We start from the raw sequence: 19,457 nt of genomic DNA on the forward strand, positions 1-19,457 counted from the left end.
CACGGCAACCTGGACGTGCCGTTCAACGAGGGTGGCCGTCTGATGGACGACCTCGGCGCGAACAACATCGTGCTGATGGGTGAGGCCCGGCCGCCGGGCGAGGACCTGCGGAACCAGCTTCAGAACGACCAGCTGTCGGCGGAGGAGAGGGCGAGGCTCGAGGAGAACGAGGTGGTCGTCCCCTGGCCCCTCGCACCCCGGTTCGGCATCGCGCACAACACTCCGCAGCCGCAGTTCGACGGCTCCAACTGGCGTCCCGTGCCTGCCGATGAGGCCGGTATTGCGGGTGCGGCCGAGTTCATGGACGGGGCTGAGTACCGGGCGGACGAGGACCGCCGGTACGCCGCGAAGGAGGAGGCGGAGCGACTTCGGAAGGAGAAGGAGGCCGCCGACCGGGAGCTTGCGCGGCAGGAGGCCGCGGATCGTGAGGCGCGGCAGGAGGAGGCGCGGCGGCTGGCTGCGGCCAACCGTCCGTCGACGCCGCCGGGGGAGAAGCAGAGCTCGGCCCTGTTCGACTCGGACAGCGACATGTTCATGACCATGGACGGCAGCAGTGATGAGGAGAGCAGCCGCAGCGGTGCGTCCACGCCCAGGCCGTCCGGCCAGGGCCTCTCGGACGCCGACTCCGACTCCGACTCCGACTCGGACTCGGACTCGGACGGTGGCCGCTCGCGCTCCCGTGACGGCTTCACCGACACCGATGCCCCGTCAGACCGTGGGAACGGCCCCGACCACTCGGCCACCGAACACTCGACTGCCGACACCCGTACCGATCTCTCCGGTGCTGGCCCGGTATCCTTCGGCCCGGTGCGGCCGTCCGCGAACAACCAGCCCACGCACAGCGGCGACCAGCCCGGTCAGCTGCCGCACGCCACCCCGGACACCGACCAGTCCGCCGTGCCGCCGGCCGCTGCCCCGCACCCGGCGTCCGCCACCACCCCGCGCGGCGACAGCTCGGTCGGCTCCACGGTTCCCCGCTCGGCGGACGGCGCCGGTGGCACCCGAGGTCAGGACTCCCGGTCGACGTCGACCGGCGGTCGTACGGCTCCCGGCTCCCCGGGCGCCCCCCTCGGAACCGTTGCGCCCGACGGGCCGACCGTCCAGAACGGTGCGGACCACGGCGGCACCGACCACGACGCGCCCGTGGACACTCCGGACAACCGGCCGGACAACCGGCCGGACAACCGGCCGGACTCCGACGCGCCGCCGGCGCAGGACGCCGCGCACCAGCTGGGAGACGATTCCCCGCAGGAGCCGTACCGCCCGGCCAGCGGTGGCCGTCCGGCGGGCAGTCCCGGCGGTCTTGACGACCCGTCGGACGCGGACACGAAGCGGATCAACGACGCCGTGCCGCGAGACGAGGAGACGCGACGGCCGGAGGTCCACCCGGACCCGAACAAGGGCAACTGGCACGCCAGCATCAACGGTGACGGCCCGACCGCCCCCGGCCGCAACAACAACTGCGCCGACGTGGCCCTGGCCATGGTCGACACCTACTCCGGCCACCCGACCGCAGCGGCCTCCCGCACCCCCGACCCGGACTCCGCCGGCCGCCCGTCCGACCAGGGCGAGACCAACGGCCGTGTCCGGATCGAGAATTCGCTCGGCGCGAAGTTCGGCGACTACGGCAACGGCCGTACCGCCTTCGACCGCCTGGCGGGCCAGCTCCGCGCGAGCGGCCACGGCTCCCAGGCCGTCATCATCACCACCGACAAGGACGGCCGTTCCCACGCCTGGAACGCCGTCAACCACAACAAGAACATCACCTACATCGACGCCCAGACCGGCCGGCGCAGCCCCCAGCCGCTCCACAGCGGCGACCAGGGTGTCTTCGCCATCCCCCTCGGCCCCGACCGCGCTCCGGTGCAGGCCTCGGGCGACGGCGGGCGTCATACCCCGTCGGACCCGGGCATGGCTCCGTCCCAGCCCTCGCTCACCGCGGACCTGACCCCGGCGGAACAGAGCCGATTGACACCACAGGTGATACAGACCCTGGACGGGATGGCCACGAGCGGGCCCCAGCGCGCGGAGATCCTGGCCCTCGCACGGAACCAGGCGATCACCCCGGCCGACCTACCGGGCCTGGTGCCGCTCCTCGACCAGAACTTCCGGGCCGACTCGGTGGCGAACCTCTACACCGCCGTACCGCCGCCGAACCGAGCCCCGGTGATCGCCGCCACGCTGGCGATCCCGGCGCAGGGGCGCCCCGAGGTCCTGACGCTCGCGCAGAACCAGGCCGTTGCCCGCCAGGACCTGGTGACCCTGGCGCCGTTGCTCCATCCGAACTTCCGGGCCAACCAGGCGGCGGCCCTGTACAGCGCGCTCCCGCCGGCTCAGCGCACCGCCGTGCTCACCGCCGGGTTGAGGGTGCCGGGTCCGTCGCGTGGCGAGATCATCACCTTGGCGCAGAACCAGAACGTCCCCGCCGCGCGGTTGGCCACCCTGGTGCCGTTGCTCAGCACGAGCCTCCCGGCGCCTAAGGTGGCGGACTTCTACACGGCGTACCGCGCTGCGGACCCGCAGTTGCAGACCCTGGCCGCCATGACCCAGAACCCGGTCCCGACGATGAACCCGCCTGCCCGTCCCCCTCGGTCCCGGAACGGCCGGGACGTGATCGTCAACCTGGGCGGGGCGGGCTGGACGCCCCAGCAGATCGCGTCCGCGATGGCACACAGCGTCGCGCTGACCGCGCCGGGCCCCCCGGCACCCGTCGCTACGCCCAACCAGTTCCTCACCGTGCTGAGCGTGGCCGCCGACAACAACCGCCCGTTCGGCGACGTGAACGGGGCCATGGCCAGCCCGAACATCGACTGGACCGAGTTCGCCAACGGCGTCTCCTACTTCACCCCCGTGCACCAGCAGCCCGGAGTCAACACGGCGGCGGGGACGGGCGGCAACATCATCCCGCCCATGGTGAGGCTCCACACGGCCAACGGCGAGGTCAAGGTGGCGGTACGTCAGGAGAGGTTGGAGCACTTCAAGCAGGGCCATTCGGTGGACGGCTTCAAGTTCACCACCGCGAACATCGGCCGCAATCCGACGAGCACGTTCTGGGCACCTGGGACGGACATCCGGGGCGAGGCGCTCGCCACCCTGAACGACCCGGCCGTCAAGAAGCTGGCGGGTCAGGTCGCGACCTCCCAGCAACGGGCCACGGTGACGGCCAGGAACAACAGGGTCGGCATGGTGCCCGACTACAACACCGGCAGTGACGTACAGATGGACCAGCTCTACCCCACGCTCGGGTACTCGATCCGCACGCCGACACTCACGGCGATCGGGCGGTTCATGGGACATCCGGTCTGATCGGCCCGTTCACGGCGTGCCGTCCTCTCCCGTGCGGATGCGGGGGAGGGCGGTGGGGTGGTGGTCGCGGAGGTGGGCGACCAGGTGTTCGCGGACCTCGAAGCGGAGGACGGCGACGTCGTCCGGGGTGCGGGCGGTCATGGTGGCCCGGACGACGATGGTGCTCGGGGTGGTGTCGGTGACCTGGAGGGCCCATTCGGTGCTGTCCCAGAGCGGGTGGGTGGTGAGGAACTCCTTGAGGGCAGCGCGGAGTTCGGGCACGGGCGTGGTGTGGTCGAGGTGGAGCAGGACGGCGCCCAGCAGGCCCGGGTCCTTGCGGGTCCAGTTCTCGAAGGGCTTGCTGACGAAGTAGGAGGTCGGGACGATCAGGCGGCGGTAGTCCCAGAGGCGGATCACCAGGTAGGAGAGGGTGATCTCCTCCACCGTGCCCTGCTGGCCCTCGACCACCACCGTGTCGCCGATCCGGACGGTGTCGCCGAAGGCGATCTGGAGGCCGGCGAAGAAGTTGCCCAGCGCGCTCTGGGCGGCGATGCCGGCCACGATGCCGAGGATCCCGGCGGAGGCGAGCAGGCTGGCGCCGATGGTGCGCATGGCCTGGAAGGTCAGCAGCATGACGGCGACGGTCACCACGGCGACCAGCGCGCTGACGACCCGTCGGGTGAGGCTGAGCTGCGTCTGCACCCGCTGGACGCGGGAGGGCTCGTCGGTGACCGCCTGGTAGCGGAGGTAGAAGGCCTCCAGGACGGCGGCGAAGACCCGGATGGCGAGCCAGCCGAGCGAGGCCATCAGGGCGAGCAGGACGGTGTGGTGGGTGTCGTCGCCGTCCAGGTCGAAGATCCGCTCGATCGGACGCGTGGCCAGCAACAGGCTTGTGCAGACGACGAGTTGGAGCGGAATGCGGCAGCGGCGGAGCAGGGCCCAGACCGGTGACTCCGGGTGCCGGCGGGCCACCCGCTGGAGGATCTGGTCGGCCAGCCAGCCGAGTGCCAGGGTGACCAGGACGATGGCGAGCAGGGCAGAGAGCGGCCAGAGCACGGTGCACCTCGACGGGTCGGCGATTTGCACCATACCGTGACGGTTTGATGTGGTCCGGGAAGTGACGCGCGGTCAGGTGTTCAGGGGAAGGTCTGCGCGGCCGGACCGGTCGAGGAGGGACCCGTGGCGGGGGAGGTCTGCCCGGGAGGGAGGGTGAAGTCGGCGCGGACGGGCTGACCGGGAGGGCAGATCGGGCTCGGCGGGCGGGCGAAGCGGCCCGGGGTGGTGCCGAGGAAGCGGCGGAAGTGCCGGTTCAGGTGCGGCTGGTCGTGGAATCCGACGGTGGTGGCGACCTCGGCCGGGGGCTGTCCGGCGAGCAGGAGACGGCGGGCACGGTCGATCCGGCGGGCCGTCAGGTACTGGTGCGGCGGGATGCCGAAGGCGCCGCTGAACGCCCGGACCAGGTGGGTGGGGTGGGCGTGCAGCAGCCGTCCGGCCTCGGCGAGGGTGGGCGGGGCGTGCAGGGCGGCGTCCAGCAGGTCGCGCAGGTCGTGGGCGATGCCGCGGGGTGGTGGCACCCCGGCAGGGGAGTCCGGGCGCAGGTGGGTGCGCAGGCGTTCGGCGACCAGGGCGAGGCGGCTCTCGGCCTCCAGCTCCTCGCCGGGAAGGGCCAGCGCGGTGTGCAGCCGGCCGATGCGGTCGCGCAGGAGCGGGTCGGTGATGTCCGGGCCGTCCACGGCCGGGCCGGTGAGGGAGGTGTCCAGCTGGGTGGTGTCGAGGTAGAGCACCCGTTTGCGGAAGCCCTCGGCGGTGGCCGGGGCGCCGTTGTGCGGGACGTGCGGCGGGAGCAGGCTGACGGTGCCGAGCGGGGTGCCGCGGCGGTGGCGGTCGAGCTCGTACCGGACGGCGCCGTCGTCCACGATCAGCAGGGTCCAGCTGTCGTGGACGTGCATCGGGTAGCGGTGCTCGGTGAAGCGCGCGTGCAGGACCTCGACCAGGCCGGGCACCGGCGGCCGCCACGCGGAGACCTCCTGACCGGGCGTCATGCCAAGAACGTACAAGACCGGGTGGGTGGGGGCCGGGCAGTCTCGGTGCATGAGAAGCGATGAGCAGGACGTTGTTGCGGAGCCGGTCCGGTTCGACACCAAGATCGCGGTGCTGCTGCGCGAGGACCTGGAGCCCTGGCAGCGGTTGAACGTGACGGCCTTCCTGGTCAGCGGCCTGGGCACGGCCCGGCCCGAGGTGATCGGGGAGCCGTACGAGGACGGGGACGGTGCCGGGTACCTGCCGATGTTCCGTCAGCCGGTGCTGGTCTTCGAGGGGACGAAGGAGGTGCTGACGGCCGCGCACGGGCGGGCGCTGGGGCGGGAGTTGCCGCTCGCGGTGTTCACCTCGGACCTGTTCGCCACCGGCAACGACCGGGACAACCGGGCCGCGGTGCGGGCGGTCGCCACGGCGGAGCTGGACCTGGTCGGGATCGCCGTGTACGGGCCGCGCAACGCGGTGGACAAGGTGCTCAAGGGGGCCCGGATGCACGCCTGAACTGGGGAAACCTTGATGCGGGGTGGCAGCGGCGCGGTCTAGGGTGCCGCCCATGGACGACGAGCTGACCGTGACCACCCTGGCCGAGCGGCCCGAACTGCGCGAGCGGCTCTGGGAGATGCCCGACACCTGGGCCCCGTTCATGGACCACGACCTGGTGGCCAACGCGCTGATGGGCTCGATCGCCGAGCTGTTCCCCGAGTATGTGGTGGTCGCGACGGCTGCGGACGGCGCGTTGGTAGCACGCGGCCACAGCGTGCCGTTCCGGCTGCACGGGGAGGGCCGGGACGGCCGGCTGCCGGACCGGGGCTGGGACCAGGTGCTGCTCTGGGCCGTGAACGGTCACCGCCGGGGCGAACTGCCGGACACCGTCAGCGCGATAGAGATCGCGGTGCGGAGCGACCTCCAGGGCCGGGGCCTGTCGGGCGTGGTGCTCGGCGCGATGCGGGACGCGGCGCGGGCGCGTGGGTACGCCGAGGTGGTGGCCCCGGTGCGGCCGAGCGCCAAGCACCGCGAACCCGGGACGCCGATGGCCGAGTACGCCTTCCGGGTGCGTGAGGCGGACGGGCTGCCGTACGACCCGTGGCTGCGGGTGCACGTCCGGGCCGGGGCGACGGTGGAGCGGGTCGCGCCGGTTTCGATGACCATCTCCGGGTCGCTGGCCGAGTGGCGGGAGTGGACCGGCCTGCCGTTCGACGTGACGGGGGAGGTGCTGGTGCCCGGGGCGCTGGTGCCGGTGCGGTGCGACGCGGAGCGCGACCACGCGGTGTACGTGGAGCCGAACGTCTGGGTGCGGCACCCGGTCTGACGGTCCCTCTTTCGTGGAACGGACAGACGGACGACGGCGCCGGTCGGGAGTGTTCCCGGCCGGCGCCGTTCCTGTGCTCCGGGGTCAGAACAGGCCGTGCCACATCTGCTCGATGACCACCGACCACCAGGTGGTGTCCTTGCGGAAGGCGTCCGGGTCGATCGCGGCCAGGCCGTTCTGGAGCTCGGCCAGGGCGGCCCCGGCCTCGGCCGGGGCGAGGCCCGCCAGGGCGGGGCGGGCGGTGGCGAGCAGGGCGAGGCTGCGGTCGAAGGCGGAGACGGTGGTGTTGACGAACCGTCCGCTGCCGGTGCGCGGGTGCACGGCCCAGACCGAGCCCGCCTCGTCGCCGGCCGTCTGGACGGCGATCACGCACAGGCCGTCGGTGCCGATCCGGGTCCAGCCGGCCAGCACGTCCAGGGTGGCGGGCGCGACCGGGGAGCCGGCGGCCGTCAGGTGGGTGCGCAGGTCGGCGAAGAGGCCGCCGGGGGCGGGCCGGTCGGCCTGGTCGGCGGTGAAGAAGAGCGGCAGCTCGTTGGGCAGCCCCGCCCAGGTGAGGGTGGAACGGGTGGCCTCCGGGAGCGCGCTGGCGGCCAGGTCGTCGGCGTCGTAACGGGTCACCAGGTCGAAGACGGTGGGCAGTTGACGGCCGAGCGCGACGTCGCGGACCGCCTCGGCGGGCTCGACCGAGCCGGGCTGCGGGGCCGGGGTGCGGTTCGGACGAGGGGTCGGGCGCAGGCGCTCGGTGAGGGCGGTCACGCCCTGGGCGCGCTCGTCCGCGGAGATGCCGTACGGGAAGTCGTGGCTGACGGCCGCGTTCGGCAGCTGCTCCAGCGCGACCGCCGGGTAGCCGCCGGGGAGGGTGGCCGGGTACAGCGCGGTGTGGACCGCGGTGACCGCCTCGGGGGCGACGCCGAGCCGCTGGAGCTCGGCCAGCAGCTGGTGCTCCACCGGCGGGCGGCCGGGGGCGGCGGTGAGCTCGATCCGGGCCGGCTGTCCGGTGGCGGGGTCGGTGTAGTCGGCGGTGAGCGAGTTGCCCGGGCCGGTGGCCGGACGCTTGCTCTCGCGGTACGCCTCGATGACCTCGTCCACCGGGACGGACGACCAGACCGAGAGCCGGCCGGTGGCCCGGTCGACCACGCCACAGGCGTCACCGAGGTCCGCCGGGGGCCGGCGCTGCCCGGTGACCGGGTCGCGCTCCAGCGGTGCGGGCGCGGCCCACACCACCCAGCCGAGGTCGAACTCCCGGTGCCGGACCTCACGCCGGGGCAGACCGGCGGCGTCGGCGCCGCTGTTCAGCCAGGCGTCGGCGGTGGTGAGGGCAAGCTCCTGGGTGATCACGAGAACTCCTCGCCTGAGGGACCGGTGCAGTTTCGTCGGCCGGCGCTTCAACGGTTTTCAACGGTAGGGATGTCAACGGTCGCTGCCGCGAGCCGGGATGAGGCTACCCGTTGCAAGGTCGAGACCGAACGAGCACTGAACGGGTACAGCCACGAAGTAAACATTATGATCTCATGGGCAATGCTGCTGACGGCCGGGTGAGTTGGCCCGGACGGACAGCGGCGGGGATCCACACGGGGCATGGGGGACAGGCGATGGCCACGGACCGGGACAATCCGGAGATCACGGACGACGAGCTGCTCGACGTCGCCGACAATCCCGCGCAGGCACGTGAGTTGCACCGCGCGCTGCGCACCCTCGCCGACAACGACTCCGTCGGCCCCCAGCTCCAGCAGATGGCCCGGGACGTGCTGAGCGGCCGCGTCGGCATGCGCGAGGTGGTCGAGTCCGACCGCTACCTCAGCGCGATCGGCGAGCGGCTGGGCCAGATGCGCACCGCCGCGGAGAACCTCAGCCCGGCGGAGCGGGAGGCCTCGGACGCGCGGGCGGTCAAGGCCCGCGAGGACTACGAGGCGGAGTTCGGGCCGGACGAGCCCGAGGAGTGGGAGCACGGCGGTTACCAGCCCGGCGGGTACCAGCGCTGACGCGATGGGGTGCCGGGGGTCGGCTCGGCCGACGGGCCGTCAGGCGGGTAGCAGGTCGCAGGTAGTAGGCAGTAGGGCATAGGCAGTAGGGGGCGCAGATGTCACAGCAGATCGTGGTGGACCCGGACAGTCTCCGGTCCGAGGGCAAGAACATGGCCGGGGTCGGTACCGACTTCCTCGCCGCACTCGACTCCCTTGCCAACCGGCTGGAGGCCCTGGAAAAGGGCGACACCCCGCCGTGGGGCGACGACGACCTGGGCGAGAAGTTCGGCGTCGTCTACGAGGGCCTGCGCGACGGCATGAAGGAGTCGATGAAGTCGCTCGGCGAACGCATCGGCGAGATGGGCCAGAAGCTCCAGGGCATGGCCACCAGCCACGAGGCCAACGAGAGCCAGACCAGTGACGACCTCCGCACCATGGAGGGCCGCCAGGGCATGGTCGGCCAGCGGGTCCAGGCGCTCTACCGACCGCACCACTGACGCACCGTCGTCCATTGGCGGCGGCGGTCGGGCCCCCGTGTGCGGGCCGGACCGCCGTCGCTCGTTGTTGAAGTCCTTTTCGTCACCGCAGGGGGAATGGCCAGATGGCGCTCATGTTGCCGGACAGCGTCGAGTGGGTTCTCGAGATGCTGGGCTTTGACTGGCCGACGGCGAATGAGGACAAGCTGCGGGAGTCGGCGCAGGTGTGGCGGGACTTCGCCGATCAGGTGGAGGAGTTGCACTATCGGGGGGCGTCGGCGGCGAACGGGGTGTTGTCGTCGAACGCGGGTGATTCGATCGATGCGTTCCGGGGGTCGTGGGAGAAGTTCTCGGGTGGTGGGGGTGGGTATCTGGCGGATGCGGCGACGGCTGCGCGGTTGATCGCGGCGGCGTTCGATGCTGCTGCGGTGATCGTGGTCACGTGCAAGATCGCGGTGATCGCGCAGTTGGTGGCGTTGGCGGTGGAGATCATCGCGGCTCAGGCGGCGGCGCCGTTCACGTTGGGGTTGTCGGAGTTGGGGGCGGCCGCGGGGACGTTGGCGACGAAGGCCATCGTGCGGCGGTTGTTGAAGGAGCTTCGGCAGGCTCTGGTCGAGGCGATCATGGAGACGTTGAAGGAGCCGGTGGTTTCGGCTGTTCAGGCGATGATCAGTGATCTGATCGCGCAGACGGTGAACCAGGGCTTCGGTGCTCAGGATGGTTATGACCTGGGTCGGACGGCGAAGACGGGTGCGGACGAGTTCAAGGACGCGGTCAAGAACTCGGGGCAGACGTTCACGGAGTCGTTGCGGGACGGGGTTGGTTCGCGGGCGGGGCGGCACGCGCGGGGTGGGTTGGACCATGCGGCGGGTCGTAACAACGACGCGAACTCCTCGTCGGACCCGTCCAACAACAGCGACGCGAGCTCGTCGAACAGCAACACCTCGCCGTCGTCCAACTCCACACCCACGTCCAGTAGTTCACCATCCTCGACGAGCAACTCGCCGTCGTCGTCGAGTTCTTCGCCGTCCTCCACAAGCACATCGCCGTCGTCCAGCACGCCGAGTTCGTCCAACTCGCATGACACGGGCCCGACTTCTACAAGTGCGCCGACGAACACGGCGCCGAGTCACACGACGACTCCGTCTCCGTCGCAGTCGAGTGGCGATTCGCCGCGGAGCCCGTCGCCGGCGTTGGACCCGTTCGGTACGCGGGTGGGTCCGGACGCGGCGACGGATGGTCCGTCGCGGACGCCGGTGACGCCGGAGCACGGCACGCCGCCGGCGCGCAACGACGACAACGGTGGCCGTACCAACACCCCTGCCCCGGACCACCGTTCGGCCCCGGACAACTCGGGCACGACGCGCACGCCCGACCACGACCCGGGTTCGACGCGTCCGACTGCGAACGATGGTCCGACGCGCACGCCGGACGGCGACGCCGGCCCGCGTCCGACGGATGGTCCGACGCGCACGCCCGACCACGATCCGGGTTCGACGCGTCCTGCCGCGAATGACGGCCCATCACGTACTCCGGACCATGACCCGGGCTCCACGCGCCCGACGTCGAACGATGGCCCGTCGCGCACTCCCGAGCACGATCCGGGCTCGACCCGGCCTGCGGCCAACGACGGCCCGTCGCACACCCCGGACCGTGATCCGGGTTCCACGCGCCCGACTGCCACTGATGGCCCGTCACGTACTCCCGAGCACGACCCGGCTCCGTCGCGTCCGTCGCAGGAGCCAGCCGCGCCGACGCTCGGTCCGGTGCGCCCCTCCGATCAGGGTGCGGTTCCGCAGCCCGCGCACACGCCGCCGTCGGCGGAGGTGCCGACGCCGCGTCACGAACCGTCTCCGGAGCCGGTGTCGACGCGCCCGGACGCCGCGACGCCGTCCCCGCAGCAGCACCAGCCCACCCCCGACCAGCATCAGCCCACGCCGGAGCGCACCGCCCCCTCCGAGCCGGCCGGCGCCACCCACACCCCCGCCCAGGCGCCGCCGCAGCACACGCCCGCTCCTGACGGCACGCCACCCTCGCCGTCGCGGGTGGACCCGCGGACCGCGTTCGCCAACGACCCCACCCCCAGCCCGACCTCGCCGTCCTCGGATTCCACGTCCCCGGCGGGCACACCGCGCCTGAACACCGCCGGCCTGGGCGCCACCGCCACCGCACCCTCGGAGCACCGGCCCACCCCGGGACCGGTCCCCACCAGCGACCCGACCCCGGGCACCTCCAACACCCCTGGCACGCCCGGGATGCCGGGCGCGGTTCCGCACACCGGCACGCCGTCGGCGGCCACGCCCACGACTCCGTCGAGCCGCCCGTACGCGCCGCAGGCCCCGCAGGCGCCGACCGGTCCGGTTCCCTCGCAGCGCCGGCCCGACAGCGACGGCCCCACCTTCGGGCCGCGCCCGGCCGCCGACCGCGGCCCCGCCCGCCCCGACCCGCGCACCGCCTACGCCAACCCCCGCCCCGACATCCCCAACCGCCTGGACCCCAACAACCACAACCAGGCCCCGAAGCCCGACACCACCCCCCGCCCCGACCTCGGTAACCGTCTGAACCCCGACGGCCAGAACACCACGCCGAAGCCCGACGCCACCCCGCGCCCGGACCTCGGCAACCGTCTGAACCCCGACGGCCAGAACAGCACCCCGTCGAAGCCGAACAGCACCCCGCGCCCCGACCTCGGCCACCGGCTCGACCCCGACGGGCAGAACACGGCCCCGAAGCCGGACAGCACGCCCCGCCCGGACATCGGCAACCGGCTCGACCCGAACGGGGACAACTCCCACCCCGACACGCCCCGTTCGCACGACGACGGCACCGGCAAGCCGGACATCGGCAACCGTCTGGACCCCGACGGCAACAACCCCCACCGCACCGACGACACCACGCCCTACCGGCCCGCGTCCGAGGACCGCCCCCACGGCAGCCCCGGCGGACTGGATGACCCCTCACCCGCCGACAACCGGCACATCAACGACGCCGTCCCCCACCACCCCGACGGCACCCCGCAGCGTCACCCCGACCCCAACGACGGCAACTGGCCCGCCGCCGTCAACGGCACCGACCCCAACGCCCCCGGCCGCAACAACAACTGCGTCGACGTCGCCCTCGCCACCGTCGACACCTACTCCGGCCACCCCACCGCCGCCGCCTCCCGCACCCCCGACACGGACGCCAACGGCAACCCCTCCGACCGAGGCGAGCGCGGCGGCCGCGACCGCATCGAAAACGCCCTCGGCGCCCGCTTCAACGACATGGGCAACGGCCCCCAGGCCTACCACCGCCTCGAAAACACCCTGCGCAACAACGGCCACGGCTCACAGGCCGTCATCATCACCACCGACAAGGACGGCCGCTCCCACGCCTGGAACGCCGTCAACCACAACGGCACCATCACCTACATCGACGCCCAGACCGGCCAACGCAGCAACCAACCCCTCCACAACGGCGACAACGGCGTCTTCGCCATCCCCCTCGACCCCAACCGCACCCCCACCACCCCCGACCACCACACCACCGACCCCACCCACAACCCCGACCACGACCGCCAAGCCCCCGAAGAACCCGCCGGTCGCAAGCCGGGTGATGAGGGATTCGGCGAACGCATGGAAGGCGACCACACGCCGGAGGAGGACGGGTCCATCAAGGACCCTCCCGCAGAGCGGAGGAACCGCCCCGGTATCGAGTGGCAGACTCTGGTCAACTCGCAGGAGGAAGACTTCGGAGCCTCGGAGCTCGGCAGGATGGTGGAGGCCGCACGAGCCGACGACGCCTTCTTCCAGGAGTACGCGGTCCCCGATTCGATCCTCACGCGGCACCCGAATATCGGAAATCTGCACGAAAGTCCCCAGGCGAACTACGCTGCCTTCAAGTTCGTCGTCGAACCCGGTGGTGAGCCGCAGGTGTTGATCTCACGGAACTGGCCCTCGCGGGCGGACTCGGTACCCACCCTCGAGGGCAAGCCCTGGTCGGGCCCAGGGCATTCGGAGAAGGTAGCCGCGGAGTACCTCAAGCACATCCAGAGTCAGCTCGCGGACGGGCAGCAGATCAAGTTGCTGGAGGTGTACTCCGAGCGCGCGCCTTGCCGTCAGTCGGGATGTGCCAGAATCCTGTACACCACGTTCGGCAAGGTCGCGGTGGCGCATTCCGTCCCGCACCCGGATGACGGGACCGGGGCGGAGAAGATGCAGGCGCAGATCAACAAGATCAAGGAGCAGCGCGCCCAGATCAACGCTGAGAACCGCCGGTACTACCCGTCGGCCAACCAGTCGAAGACCGAGCCCGCCCAGGAGTCGTCGGCCACCGCGGACGACCAGCCCGGAACCGAGGAGTGAGACCGCCGGATGCGTTTCGAACTGGCAGCACGTCAGACCGCTGCCGAGGAACTGGCAGCCTGGCTGGAGCGGCGTGACCTCGGAGACTGCATCCGACTGGTCACCGGCGACCACGGTTGCGGGAAGAGCTGGTTGCTGGCCAGGACTGCCCTGGCAGCCGACCCAGAGGCCGGCGAGCTGATCGCCGCAACCGACGGGCCGCTGCCTCCGGTCGGGGCTTTCGACGGCGTGGCCGACGCGGACGGGGAGACCGGGCCGGAGTGGTTGCGCTCCCTGGCGGATGGGATGGGGCTGGCGGATCGGCTGCGTCACGATGCCGACTTCGCGGGGCTGACCCGGGCGCTCAAGGAGACCGAGCAACCGTTGGGCGTTCTGCTCTCGGGCGCGCCCGGTCGGCTGAGGGTGACCGCCCGGAGGCCGACCGGAGTGCCGGAACTGGTACGGCAGTTGATCGACCCTGCCACCATGAAGCGGCCGGGCGGCGGGCTGGTGTTCCTGCTGGCCGAGGTTGACCGGCAGACGCTGGTCGGGCTGCTGCGGCGGTATCCCAAGCTGGCCGGCTCGGTCATCGACCTCGACCAAGAGCGGTTCGCGCCCGATCGGGCCGCGTTCGCGGGCTGGGTGCGAGGCCTGCTGGAGGTGCCGGACTCGGTCTTCGCCGGACGGGCAGACGACGCCGCTGCTGCGGCGTCGGCGGTGACCGCGGCGGCCTGGCCGAACTTCTTGATGGCCGAGACGCTGGCGATGGAGCTCCGGGTGCGTCCCGGTGACGTGGGGCCGCTTCCCGAATCGCTGACGGGGACTTGGGAGTTCGTCCTTGAGGCCTTCGGTCGGTCCGCGCCGCGTGCCCGAAAGCTGCTCGCTCCGGTCGTACTGGCCGAGGGCGTCGTCGGGATGCCCGACGACCTGCGGGTGCGTGCTGCCGCAGCAGTGACGGGTGGTCAGGTCACGGCCGAGGAGCTGGGTGCTTTCGAGGGAGCGGTGGCCGCGTTCGTGTCCACCGAGGTGGTGGAGGACACCGCAGGGGAACGACCCGTTCTGGTGGGCCACGCCAAGCTGCGGGACGGCGCCTTGGCCGAGGCGGCGGCGGCCTCGTTCGACTCGGGCGTGACGGAGGTCCAGCGGAGGATCACCACGGCACTCCGGGAGGTGCTCCCGGATGACGTGGCGGCGGTGGCGCGGGGCCGGGCGCTGACGGCGGCCGAGACGTACGCGCTGCGGTTCGGTGCCGGACATGCCGTCGGGGGCGGTCGGTTGGACGAGTGGCTCGCGGACCTTCGGGTGCTGGTCCTGGGAGACCCCGAGGCGCTGGCCGAGGCGGTGTCCGCAGCCAGTCGGGTGGACGGAACGGCAGCGCGGCGGCGGGGAGCGGTGGCCGAGGCCGTCCGGGTGTACCGGTCCGATTCACGGTGCGGTGTCATCGAGTGGGTCGCCCGGCTGCGCTTCGCCGCGCAGGCCTGGGGGGACGAGGAGTTGGTCCAGGAGTTGGACGGCCTCGGACTGACGCTCCCCTGGCAGGCCGACTGGGCCCTCTGGCGCCCGTTGGGGGCTTTCGACGCACGGGAGTTCGGACAGGGGTGGACCGGTCCCGTCGGGGTGATCGGCTGGCGCGGCGCCATGGGCGCCGACGGCGCGGTCTGTGTCCGGTCGGCGTACGACCGGAAGTACCGGTGGTACGCACTGGCGGACGGGGCCCAGGAGGGTGAGGCGACGGCGGAGCTGCCGGAGTCGGTTGACGGCCTCGCGGTGGCGGAGGGGGCGGCCGTCACGGTGACCCCGCTCGAGGGTGGCTCCGACCTGGTGAGGGTGCGGGTGGATTCCGGCGCGGGAACGGCAGACTTCTCGCTCTGCTCGCCGTACCCCGGCGCGCAGGCACACGTGATTGCCGATGGGCGTCTTCTGCTGGCCGGCCACAGCGGGCTTGCGCTGATCCGGTTCGGCGCGGCGGAAGCGGTCTCCACCGCAGCCGCGGGCGAGCGGACCACGGACCCCGTTCTGCTGCCCCGTGAGGCCTGGTGGAACTTGAACGTGCTGACGGCGGACGACCTCCAGCCGTACTACCAAGGGGGCGTCGCAGTCGCGGACCCCGGTGCGCTGGGACCGCTGGCCGGGCTGCCGGAAGCGGTCCAGGTGTTGTGCAAGATCGGGCTTCCCGGATTCCCCGTGTTCTGGCAGAACACCCTCGGATCGTTGGAGACGCTGCGGTCGCTGGAGGACCACCTCGCCGATGAGGGGGCCGAGAGCGAGGTGGACGCGAGCGGTTACACGGTGATCGCGGTCTCCGGGGACGGCGAGAGCGCGCTCTGCGTGGAGCACGGTACGGGCCGCGTGGTCCAGGCGTTCGACGAGGAGCCGGAGCTGGTCAACAGTTCGCTGCTCGCCTTCGCGGCCTGCCAGGCGCTGGCGACTTGGGCCCTGTCGGTGTCGACCGGGCGTCAGATCCCGGAGCGCTACGAGTTCCTGGCGTTCGTCCGTGCGGCACTCACCCGGGTCGACCCGGTAGCGGCGGAGGAGAGCGGCCAGGACTGGTGGTGGTTCCAGGCTCTTGAGGACGACTACACCCTGGTCGCGTAGCGGCCCCCGTCCGACGGACCTCGGAGAAGGAGAGAGCAGTGCTCAGAACTGGGCCGGGTTACTCGGCGGCCGTCAAGTTTCGTACCCCTCAGGGCACGGAGGAGTCCGAGGTGGCCCGCAGTCGCCCCGGTCTCCCGCACCCCGAACGGCAGTTGCGGGACCGGCTGGTGCGGCGTGGCGTGCAGCCCGAGGACGTGCTGGAGCTCTACAGCGAGCTGGAGCCCTGTGAGGTCCCGGGTGGCAACTGCGCCCCCCAGCTGCTGACTTGGTGGCCGAACGTCAAGGTCACGCACTCTGCCGAGTACGGGGCGACGACGGAGTCCAGGCAGCGTGGCATGGCGGCACTGCGTGCCCACCTCGAGGCCACAGCCCGCCGACGCGGTCAGGTCATCGATGTGACGACCCGCAGGCCGGCACTGCCCGAGCCCTCGGAAGCGGCAGTCGAAGCGCTCCTGCCGCTGGGGCCCTCATTGGAGCCCTTCATCGAACTGGCCGAGGAACAGCAGGAGTTGGCGCAGTACCTCGCGGGGGCTGCTGCCAATCTGCCGGTACCCGCCGCACCGGGCCTGGAGTCGGCCGGTTACCTGCGGATCGGTACTGATCACGGCCGTGAGATCTGTGTCCACCAGCCGAGCGGCGAGATCCGTGCTGTAGCAATGGGCTCGGGCCATGCCCGTCACGTCAACCGTGACCTCGCCGCGTTCGCTGCAGCGCTCGACCTGCTGCACCGTACCTGGCCCCGTCGGGCCGGACTGGACCCGATCGCGGCGGCGGCGTGGACGGCCGACTTCCAGCAGGCCCTCGCTGACCTGGACGGTACGGCCCTCACCGATCCCGAGACCTGGTGGGCCGTCATTGTGGAGCAGTTCTGGGATGGTCTGTTGTGACGCGTCCGACGGAAGCAGGCTCCAGGCGATGAATGCGGAGAGTAGTTGACGTCATTGGTGGCACGTCATGATGCGTCGACCGAGAACGTGGAGAAGCTCGTGGAGACGCTTGCGGGGATTCTCCAGCGTTCGTTCCAGCGCGAGTCCCTGACGGCCCTCGGCCTGAGCATGGCGTCCGACAAGGCGCTGATCCTTGCCCGGAAGCGTTCGCTGCTCGACCCGGAGGCGGAGGAGATCGACAGCTGGTACGCCTGGACGGCTGCCATGCAGGCGAGTTCCGGGGTGTTCGCGGCGGTTCAGGCCGAGGGGTCGGTGGAGGTCCGGCTCGGGACGTCCGGCACGCGGGAGATCCCGGCGGTCCTGCCGGACCACTACACGGATGCCGGGTCGTGGCTGGACGCCTTCTGGCTGGCCGTCATCTGCCGGGAGCCGCGTCGACTGGACCTGCTGACCTCGGTGCCGGTGTCGGTGCTGCGGGAGTCCGGGGCGGTCTTCGACGAGTACATCTACTCGTGGGTGGGTGCGCTCCAGGAATTCCGTTCGGGCGGGGCGGAGTTGATGGAGCGGCTGCAGGCGGCGATCGAGGGGACCGATCCCGAGGTGGCTCGGATCGCCGACCGCGAGATCCTGTTGAAGCTGCTGTACCCGCCGATCGCGGCCTTCTTCCGCCTGGTCCAGCGTGACGCGGAGAAGTTCAACGAGGCGTTGCTGGAAGCGGTGCAACTGCACAAGGAGTTCTGGACTGCGGACGAGGAGCGCATCGACGACTCCGCCGGCTTCGTGTCCCTTCCGCTGACCGCGCTCGCGTCCCTGGCCCGTGACCTGGGCATCGCGGTGGAGGTGGAGTCGGACTACCTGCCGAAGCACCTGGTGCTGGGCAGCTGGGTCGGAGAGTTCGACGCCTGACGCACTCCGAGCGGGCACAGACTTCGGTGATCATGGAGTTGCGAGGCTCTGTGGTCACCGGGGAGACCAGTGCCTGCTGGCAGCAGCCCCGATGAGCGGGGACTTTCGACATCGGCGCGGTGGCGTCGGCACGTCTCGCTGCTCCCCGCCTGGCACGGGTCGCCTCGGTGCTGAGTCATGGCTGGACGTGCTCTGGCGGAACTGCCCGAGGCGGTCCAGGTGTTGTGCAAGACCGGGCTCCCCGGGTTTCCGGTCTTCTGGCAGGACACCATCGGATCCCTGGAGACCCTCCGCTCGCTGGAGGACCACCTCGCCGAGGAAGGCGCCGAGAGCGAGGTGGACGCGAGCGGCTACACCGTGATCGCCGTCTCCGGTGACGGCGAGGGCGCGCTCTGCGTGGAGCACGGTACGGGCCGGGTGGCGCAGGCGTTCGACGAGGAGCCGGAGCTGGTCAACACCTCGCTCACGGCCTTTGCCGCCTGCCAGGCGCTGGCCACCTGGGCCCTGTCGGTGTCGACCGGTCGTCAGGTCCCCGAGCGCTACGAGTTCCTGGCCTTCGTCCGCGCGTCGCTCTCCCGGGTCGACCCGGTGGGGTAAACCACGTCGTAGGGACTACGTCCAGGTTCGGTCTCAGGTCTGAGAGATGGCTGGGAACAGGAGCCGTTCGGCTCGGTGTTGGATCAGTGACTGTGGGGCACCGGCGGAGGCCGGGGCCGTCCGGACGGGCGGGCCGCAGGGGTTGAGCTGATACCGACTGACCTGGGAGTGACGAGAGTTGAACACCACTGTGAAGCGGCACGGCATTTCCACGGAGCACGTCGAGAGTGGCCTGGCGATGCTGGGTGAGGACTTGGCGGTGGATCTGGGGAGGCTGCGGCCGGGGGCTTCGCTGGGGCTGGCGAGCGTGTTGGAGACGGCGCTGGTGATGGCCGAGGCCGGGCTGCTGCTGGATCCGGGGGGCGAGCGGGCGGAGAGCCGGGAGGCGTTCCTGACGGCGGCTCAGGCGGCCTCGGCGCTGTTCGCGGTGGCGGGGGTGGAGGAGGGCCTGGTGGAGGCCCGGATCGGTGGGGCCGTGCGGACGGTGCGGGCGGGGGACTCGCGGCGGGAGGCGCACGCGGGGAACTGGCTGACGGCGTTCTGGCTGGCGGCGGTCTGCCGGGAGGGCGGGCTGCTGGACGGGCTGGCGGCGGTGCCGGTGGGGGTGCTGCGGGAGTCCGGGGCGGTGGAGGAGGAGTACGCCGCGGTGTGGGTGGCGGCACTGCAGGCGTTCCGGCGTCAGGAGCAAGGCCTGGACGGGCAGTTGGCGGCCGTGCTGGAGGCGGCGGAGCCGGCGCTGGTGGCGGACCGGGAGCACCTGATGAAGGTGGTGCGGCCGGCCGTGGAGCTGTTCGGGCGGTTTGTGGCGCGGGACCAGGCGGGCTTCGACGCGGCGCTGGTGCGGGCCTTGGAGCTGCACCGGGAGTACTGGACGGCGGACGGGGAGCGGGCGGTGAGCTCCACCGGGTTCGTGGCGCTGGCTCCGCTGGCGGTGGCCTGTCTGGCGCACGACGCCGGGATGCGGGTCGAGGTGGCGTCGGAGTACCTGCCGGCGGGCCTGGTCAAGGGTCTGGTGACGGGGCGTTAGGAGAGGAACGGCCGGAGCCGGCGGGCGCACCTGGGAGGGGGCGCCCGCCGGC

At 71.6% G+C, this 19,457-nt stretch carries 14 protein-coding genes; 11 read left to right on the forward strand and 3 right to left on the reverse strand.

All coding sequences use genetic code 11. The features are described from left to right. Positions 1-3,306 (forward strand): toxin glutamine deamidase domain-containing protein (locus ACZ6ZR_RS11740; protein WP_465641877.1); only part of this gene is annotated, 3,306 nt, incomplete at its 5' end. Positions 3,307-3,315: 9 nt separating this feature from the next. On the opposite strand, the gene ACZ6ZR_RS11745 is transcribed toward ACZ6ZR_RS11740, so the two are convergent. Further along, positions 3,316-4,374, reverse strand: a complete 1,059-nt coding sequence (locus ACZ6ZR_RS11745; protein WP_465641879.1) for a mechanosensitive ion channel family protein — start codon at positions 4,372-4,374, stop codon at positions 3,316-3,318. Between the two features lie 47 nt (positions 4,375-4,421). After that, positions 4,422-5,327 (reverse strand): helix-turn-helix transcriptional regulator, encoded by a 906-nt coding sequence (locus tag ACZ6ZR_RS11750; RefSeq protein ID WP_465641881.1) that lies wholly within the window; start codon positions 5,325-5,327, stop codon positions 4,422-4,424. A gap of 49 nt (positions 5,328-5,376) precedes the next feature. Between ACZ6ZR_RS11750 and ACZ6ZR_RS11755 the strand changes: the two genes are divergently transcribed. Continuing rightward, positions 5,377-5,823: a DUF2000 family protein gene (locus tag ACZ6ZR_RS11755; RefSeq protein ID WP_465641883.1), complete on the forward strand. Its 447-nt coding sequence runs from the start codon at positions 5,377-5,379 to the stop codon at positions 5,821-5,823. A 52-nt stretch (positions 5,824-5,875) separates the two neighbouring features. Next, positions 5,876-6,631, forward strand: a complete 756-nt coding sequence (locus ACZ6ZR_RS11760) for an N-acetyltransferase (protein ID WP_465641885.1) — start codon at positions 5,876-5,878, stop codon at positions 6,629-6,631. Between the two features lie 84 nt (positions 6,632-6,715). On the opposite strand, the gene ACZ6ZR_RS11765 is transcribed toward ACZ6ZR_RS11760, so the two are convergent. Continuing rightward, positions 6,716-7,969: an SUKH-4 family immunity protein gene (locus ACZ6ZR_RS11765; RefSeq protein WP_465641887.1), complete on the reverse strand. Its 1,254-nt coding sequence runs from the start codon at positions 7,967-7,969 to the stop codon at positions 6,716-6,718. A 254-nt stretch (positions 7,970-8,223) separates the two neighbouring features. Here ACZ6ZR_RS11765 and ACZ6ZR_RS11770 point away from each other — a divergent pair, with 254 nt between their 5' ends. From ACZ6ZR_RS11770 to ACZ6ZR_RS11805, 8 genes are all read left to right on the forward strand, one after another. Beyond that, a complete protein-coding gene (locus ACZ6ZR_RS11770) occupies positions 8,224-8,613 on the forward strand; it encodes a hypothetical protein (protein ID WP_465641889.1) in 390 nt (129 codons plus the stop codon). Between the two features lie 98 nt (positions 8,614-8,711). Further along, positions 8,712-9,092 carry a hypothetical protein gene (locus tag ACZ6ZR_RS11775; protein ID WP_465641891.1) on the forward strand — a complete coding sequence of 127 codons (381 nt, stop codon included), beginning with the start codon at positions 8,712-8,714 and terminating at the stop codon, positions 9,090-9,092. 104 nt (positions 9,093-9,196) lie between these two features. Then, entirely contained in the window at positions 9,197-13,414 is a 4,218-nt protein-coding gene (locus ACZ6ZR_RS11780; RefSeq protein ID WP_465641893.1) for a toxin glutamine deamidase domain-containing protein, read from the forward strand. A gap of 9 nt (positions 13,415-13,423) precedes the next feature. Next, the gene (locus ACZ6ZR_RS11785; RefSeq protein WP_465641895.1) at positions 13,424-15,988 is read left to right on the forward strand and encodes a hypothetical protein; all 2,565 of its coding nucleotides are present in this window, start codon (positions 13,424-13,426) and stop codon (positions 15,986-15,988) included. Between the two features lie 38 nt (positions 15,989-16,026). Continuing rightward, a complete protein-coding gene (locus ACZ6ZR_RS11790; RefSeq protein WP_465641897.1) occupies positions 16,027-16,875 on the forward strand; it encodes a nucleic acid/nucleotide deaminase domain-containing protein in 849 nt (282 codons plus the stop codon). A 99-nt stretch (positions 16,876-16,974) separates the two neighbouring features. After that, a complete protein-coding gene (locus tag ACZ6ZR_RS11795; protein WP_465641899.1) occupies positions 16,975-17,781 on the forward strand; it encodes an immunity 49 family protein in 807 nt (268 codons plus the stop codon). A 177-nt stretch (positions 17,782-17,958) separates the two neighbouring features. Continuing rightward, the gene (locus tag ACZ6ZR_RS11800; RefSeq protein WP_465641901.1) at positions 17,959-18,378 is read left to right on the forward strand and encodes an SUKH-4 family immunity protein; all 420 of its coding nucleotides are present in this window, start codon (positions 17,959-17,961) and stop codon (positions 18,376-18,378) included. Between the two features lie 178 nt (positions 18,379-18,556). Beyond that, the gene (locus ACZ6ZR_RS11805) at positions 18,557-19,405 is read left to right on the forward strand and encodes an immunity 49 family protein (protein ID WP_465641903.1); all 849 of its coding nucleotides are present in this window, start codon (positions 18,557-18,559) and stop codon (positions 19,403-19,405) included. Positions 19,406-19,457: the final 52 nt, after the last annotated feature.

Source organism: Kitasatospora sp. NPDC088742 (assembly GCF_055584905.1).

Coding starts and splice junctions, on each gene's coding strand:
- ACZ6ZR_RS11755 (WP_465641883.1), top strand. CDS start 5,377: ATGAGAAGCGATGAGCAGGACGTTGTTGCGGAGCCGGTCCGGTTCGAC.
- ACZ6ZR_RS11750 (WP_465641881.1), bottom strand. CDS start 5,327: ATGACGCCCGGTCAGGAGGTCTCCGCGTGGCGGCCGCCGGTGCCCGGC.
- ACZ6ZR_RS11780 (WP_465641893.1), top strand. CDS start 9,197: ATGGCGCTCATGTTGCCGGACAGCGTCGAGTGGGTTCTCGAGATGCTG.
- ACZ6ZR_RS11745 (WP_465641879.1), bottom strand. CDS start 4,374: ATGGTGCAAATCGCCGACCCGTCGAGGTGCACCGTGCTCTGGCCGCTC.
- ACZ6ZR_RS11785 (WP_465641895.1), top strand. CDS start 13,424: ATGCGTTTCGAACTGGCAGCACGTCAGACCGCTGCCGAGGAACTGGCA.
- ACZ6ZR_RS11770 (WP_465641889.1), top strand. CDS start 8,224: ATGGCCACGGACCGGGACAATCCGGAGATCACGGACGACGAGCTGCTC.
- ACZ6ZR_RS11760 (WP_465641885.1), top strand. CDS start 5,876: ATGGACGACGAGCTGACCGTGACCACCCTGGCCGAGCGGCCCGAACTG.
- ACZ6ZR_RS11800 (WP_465641901.1), top strand. CDS start 17,959: ATGGCTGGACGTGCTCTGGCGGAACTGCCCGAGGCGGTCCAGGTGTTG.
- ACZ6ZR_RS11775 (WP_465641891.1), top strand. CDS start 8,712: ATGTCACAGCAGATCGTGGTGGACCCGGACAGTCTCCGGTCCGAGGGC.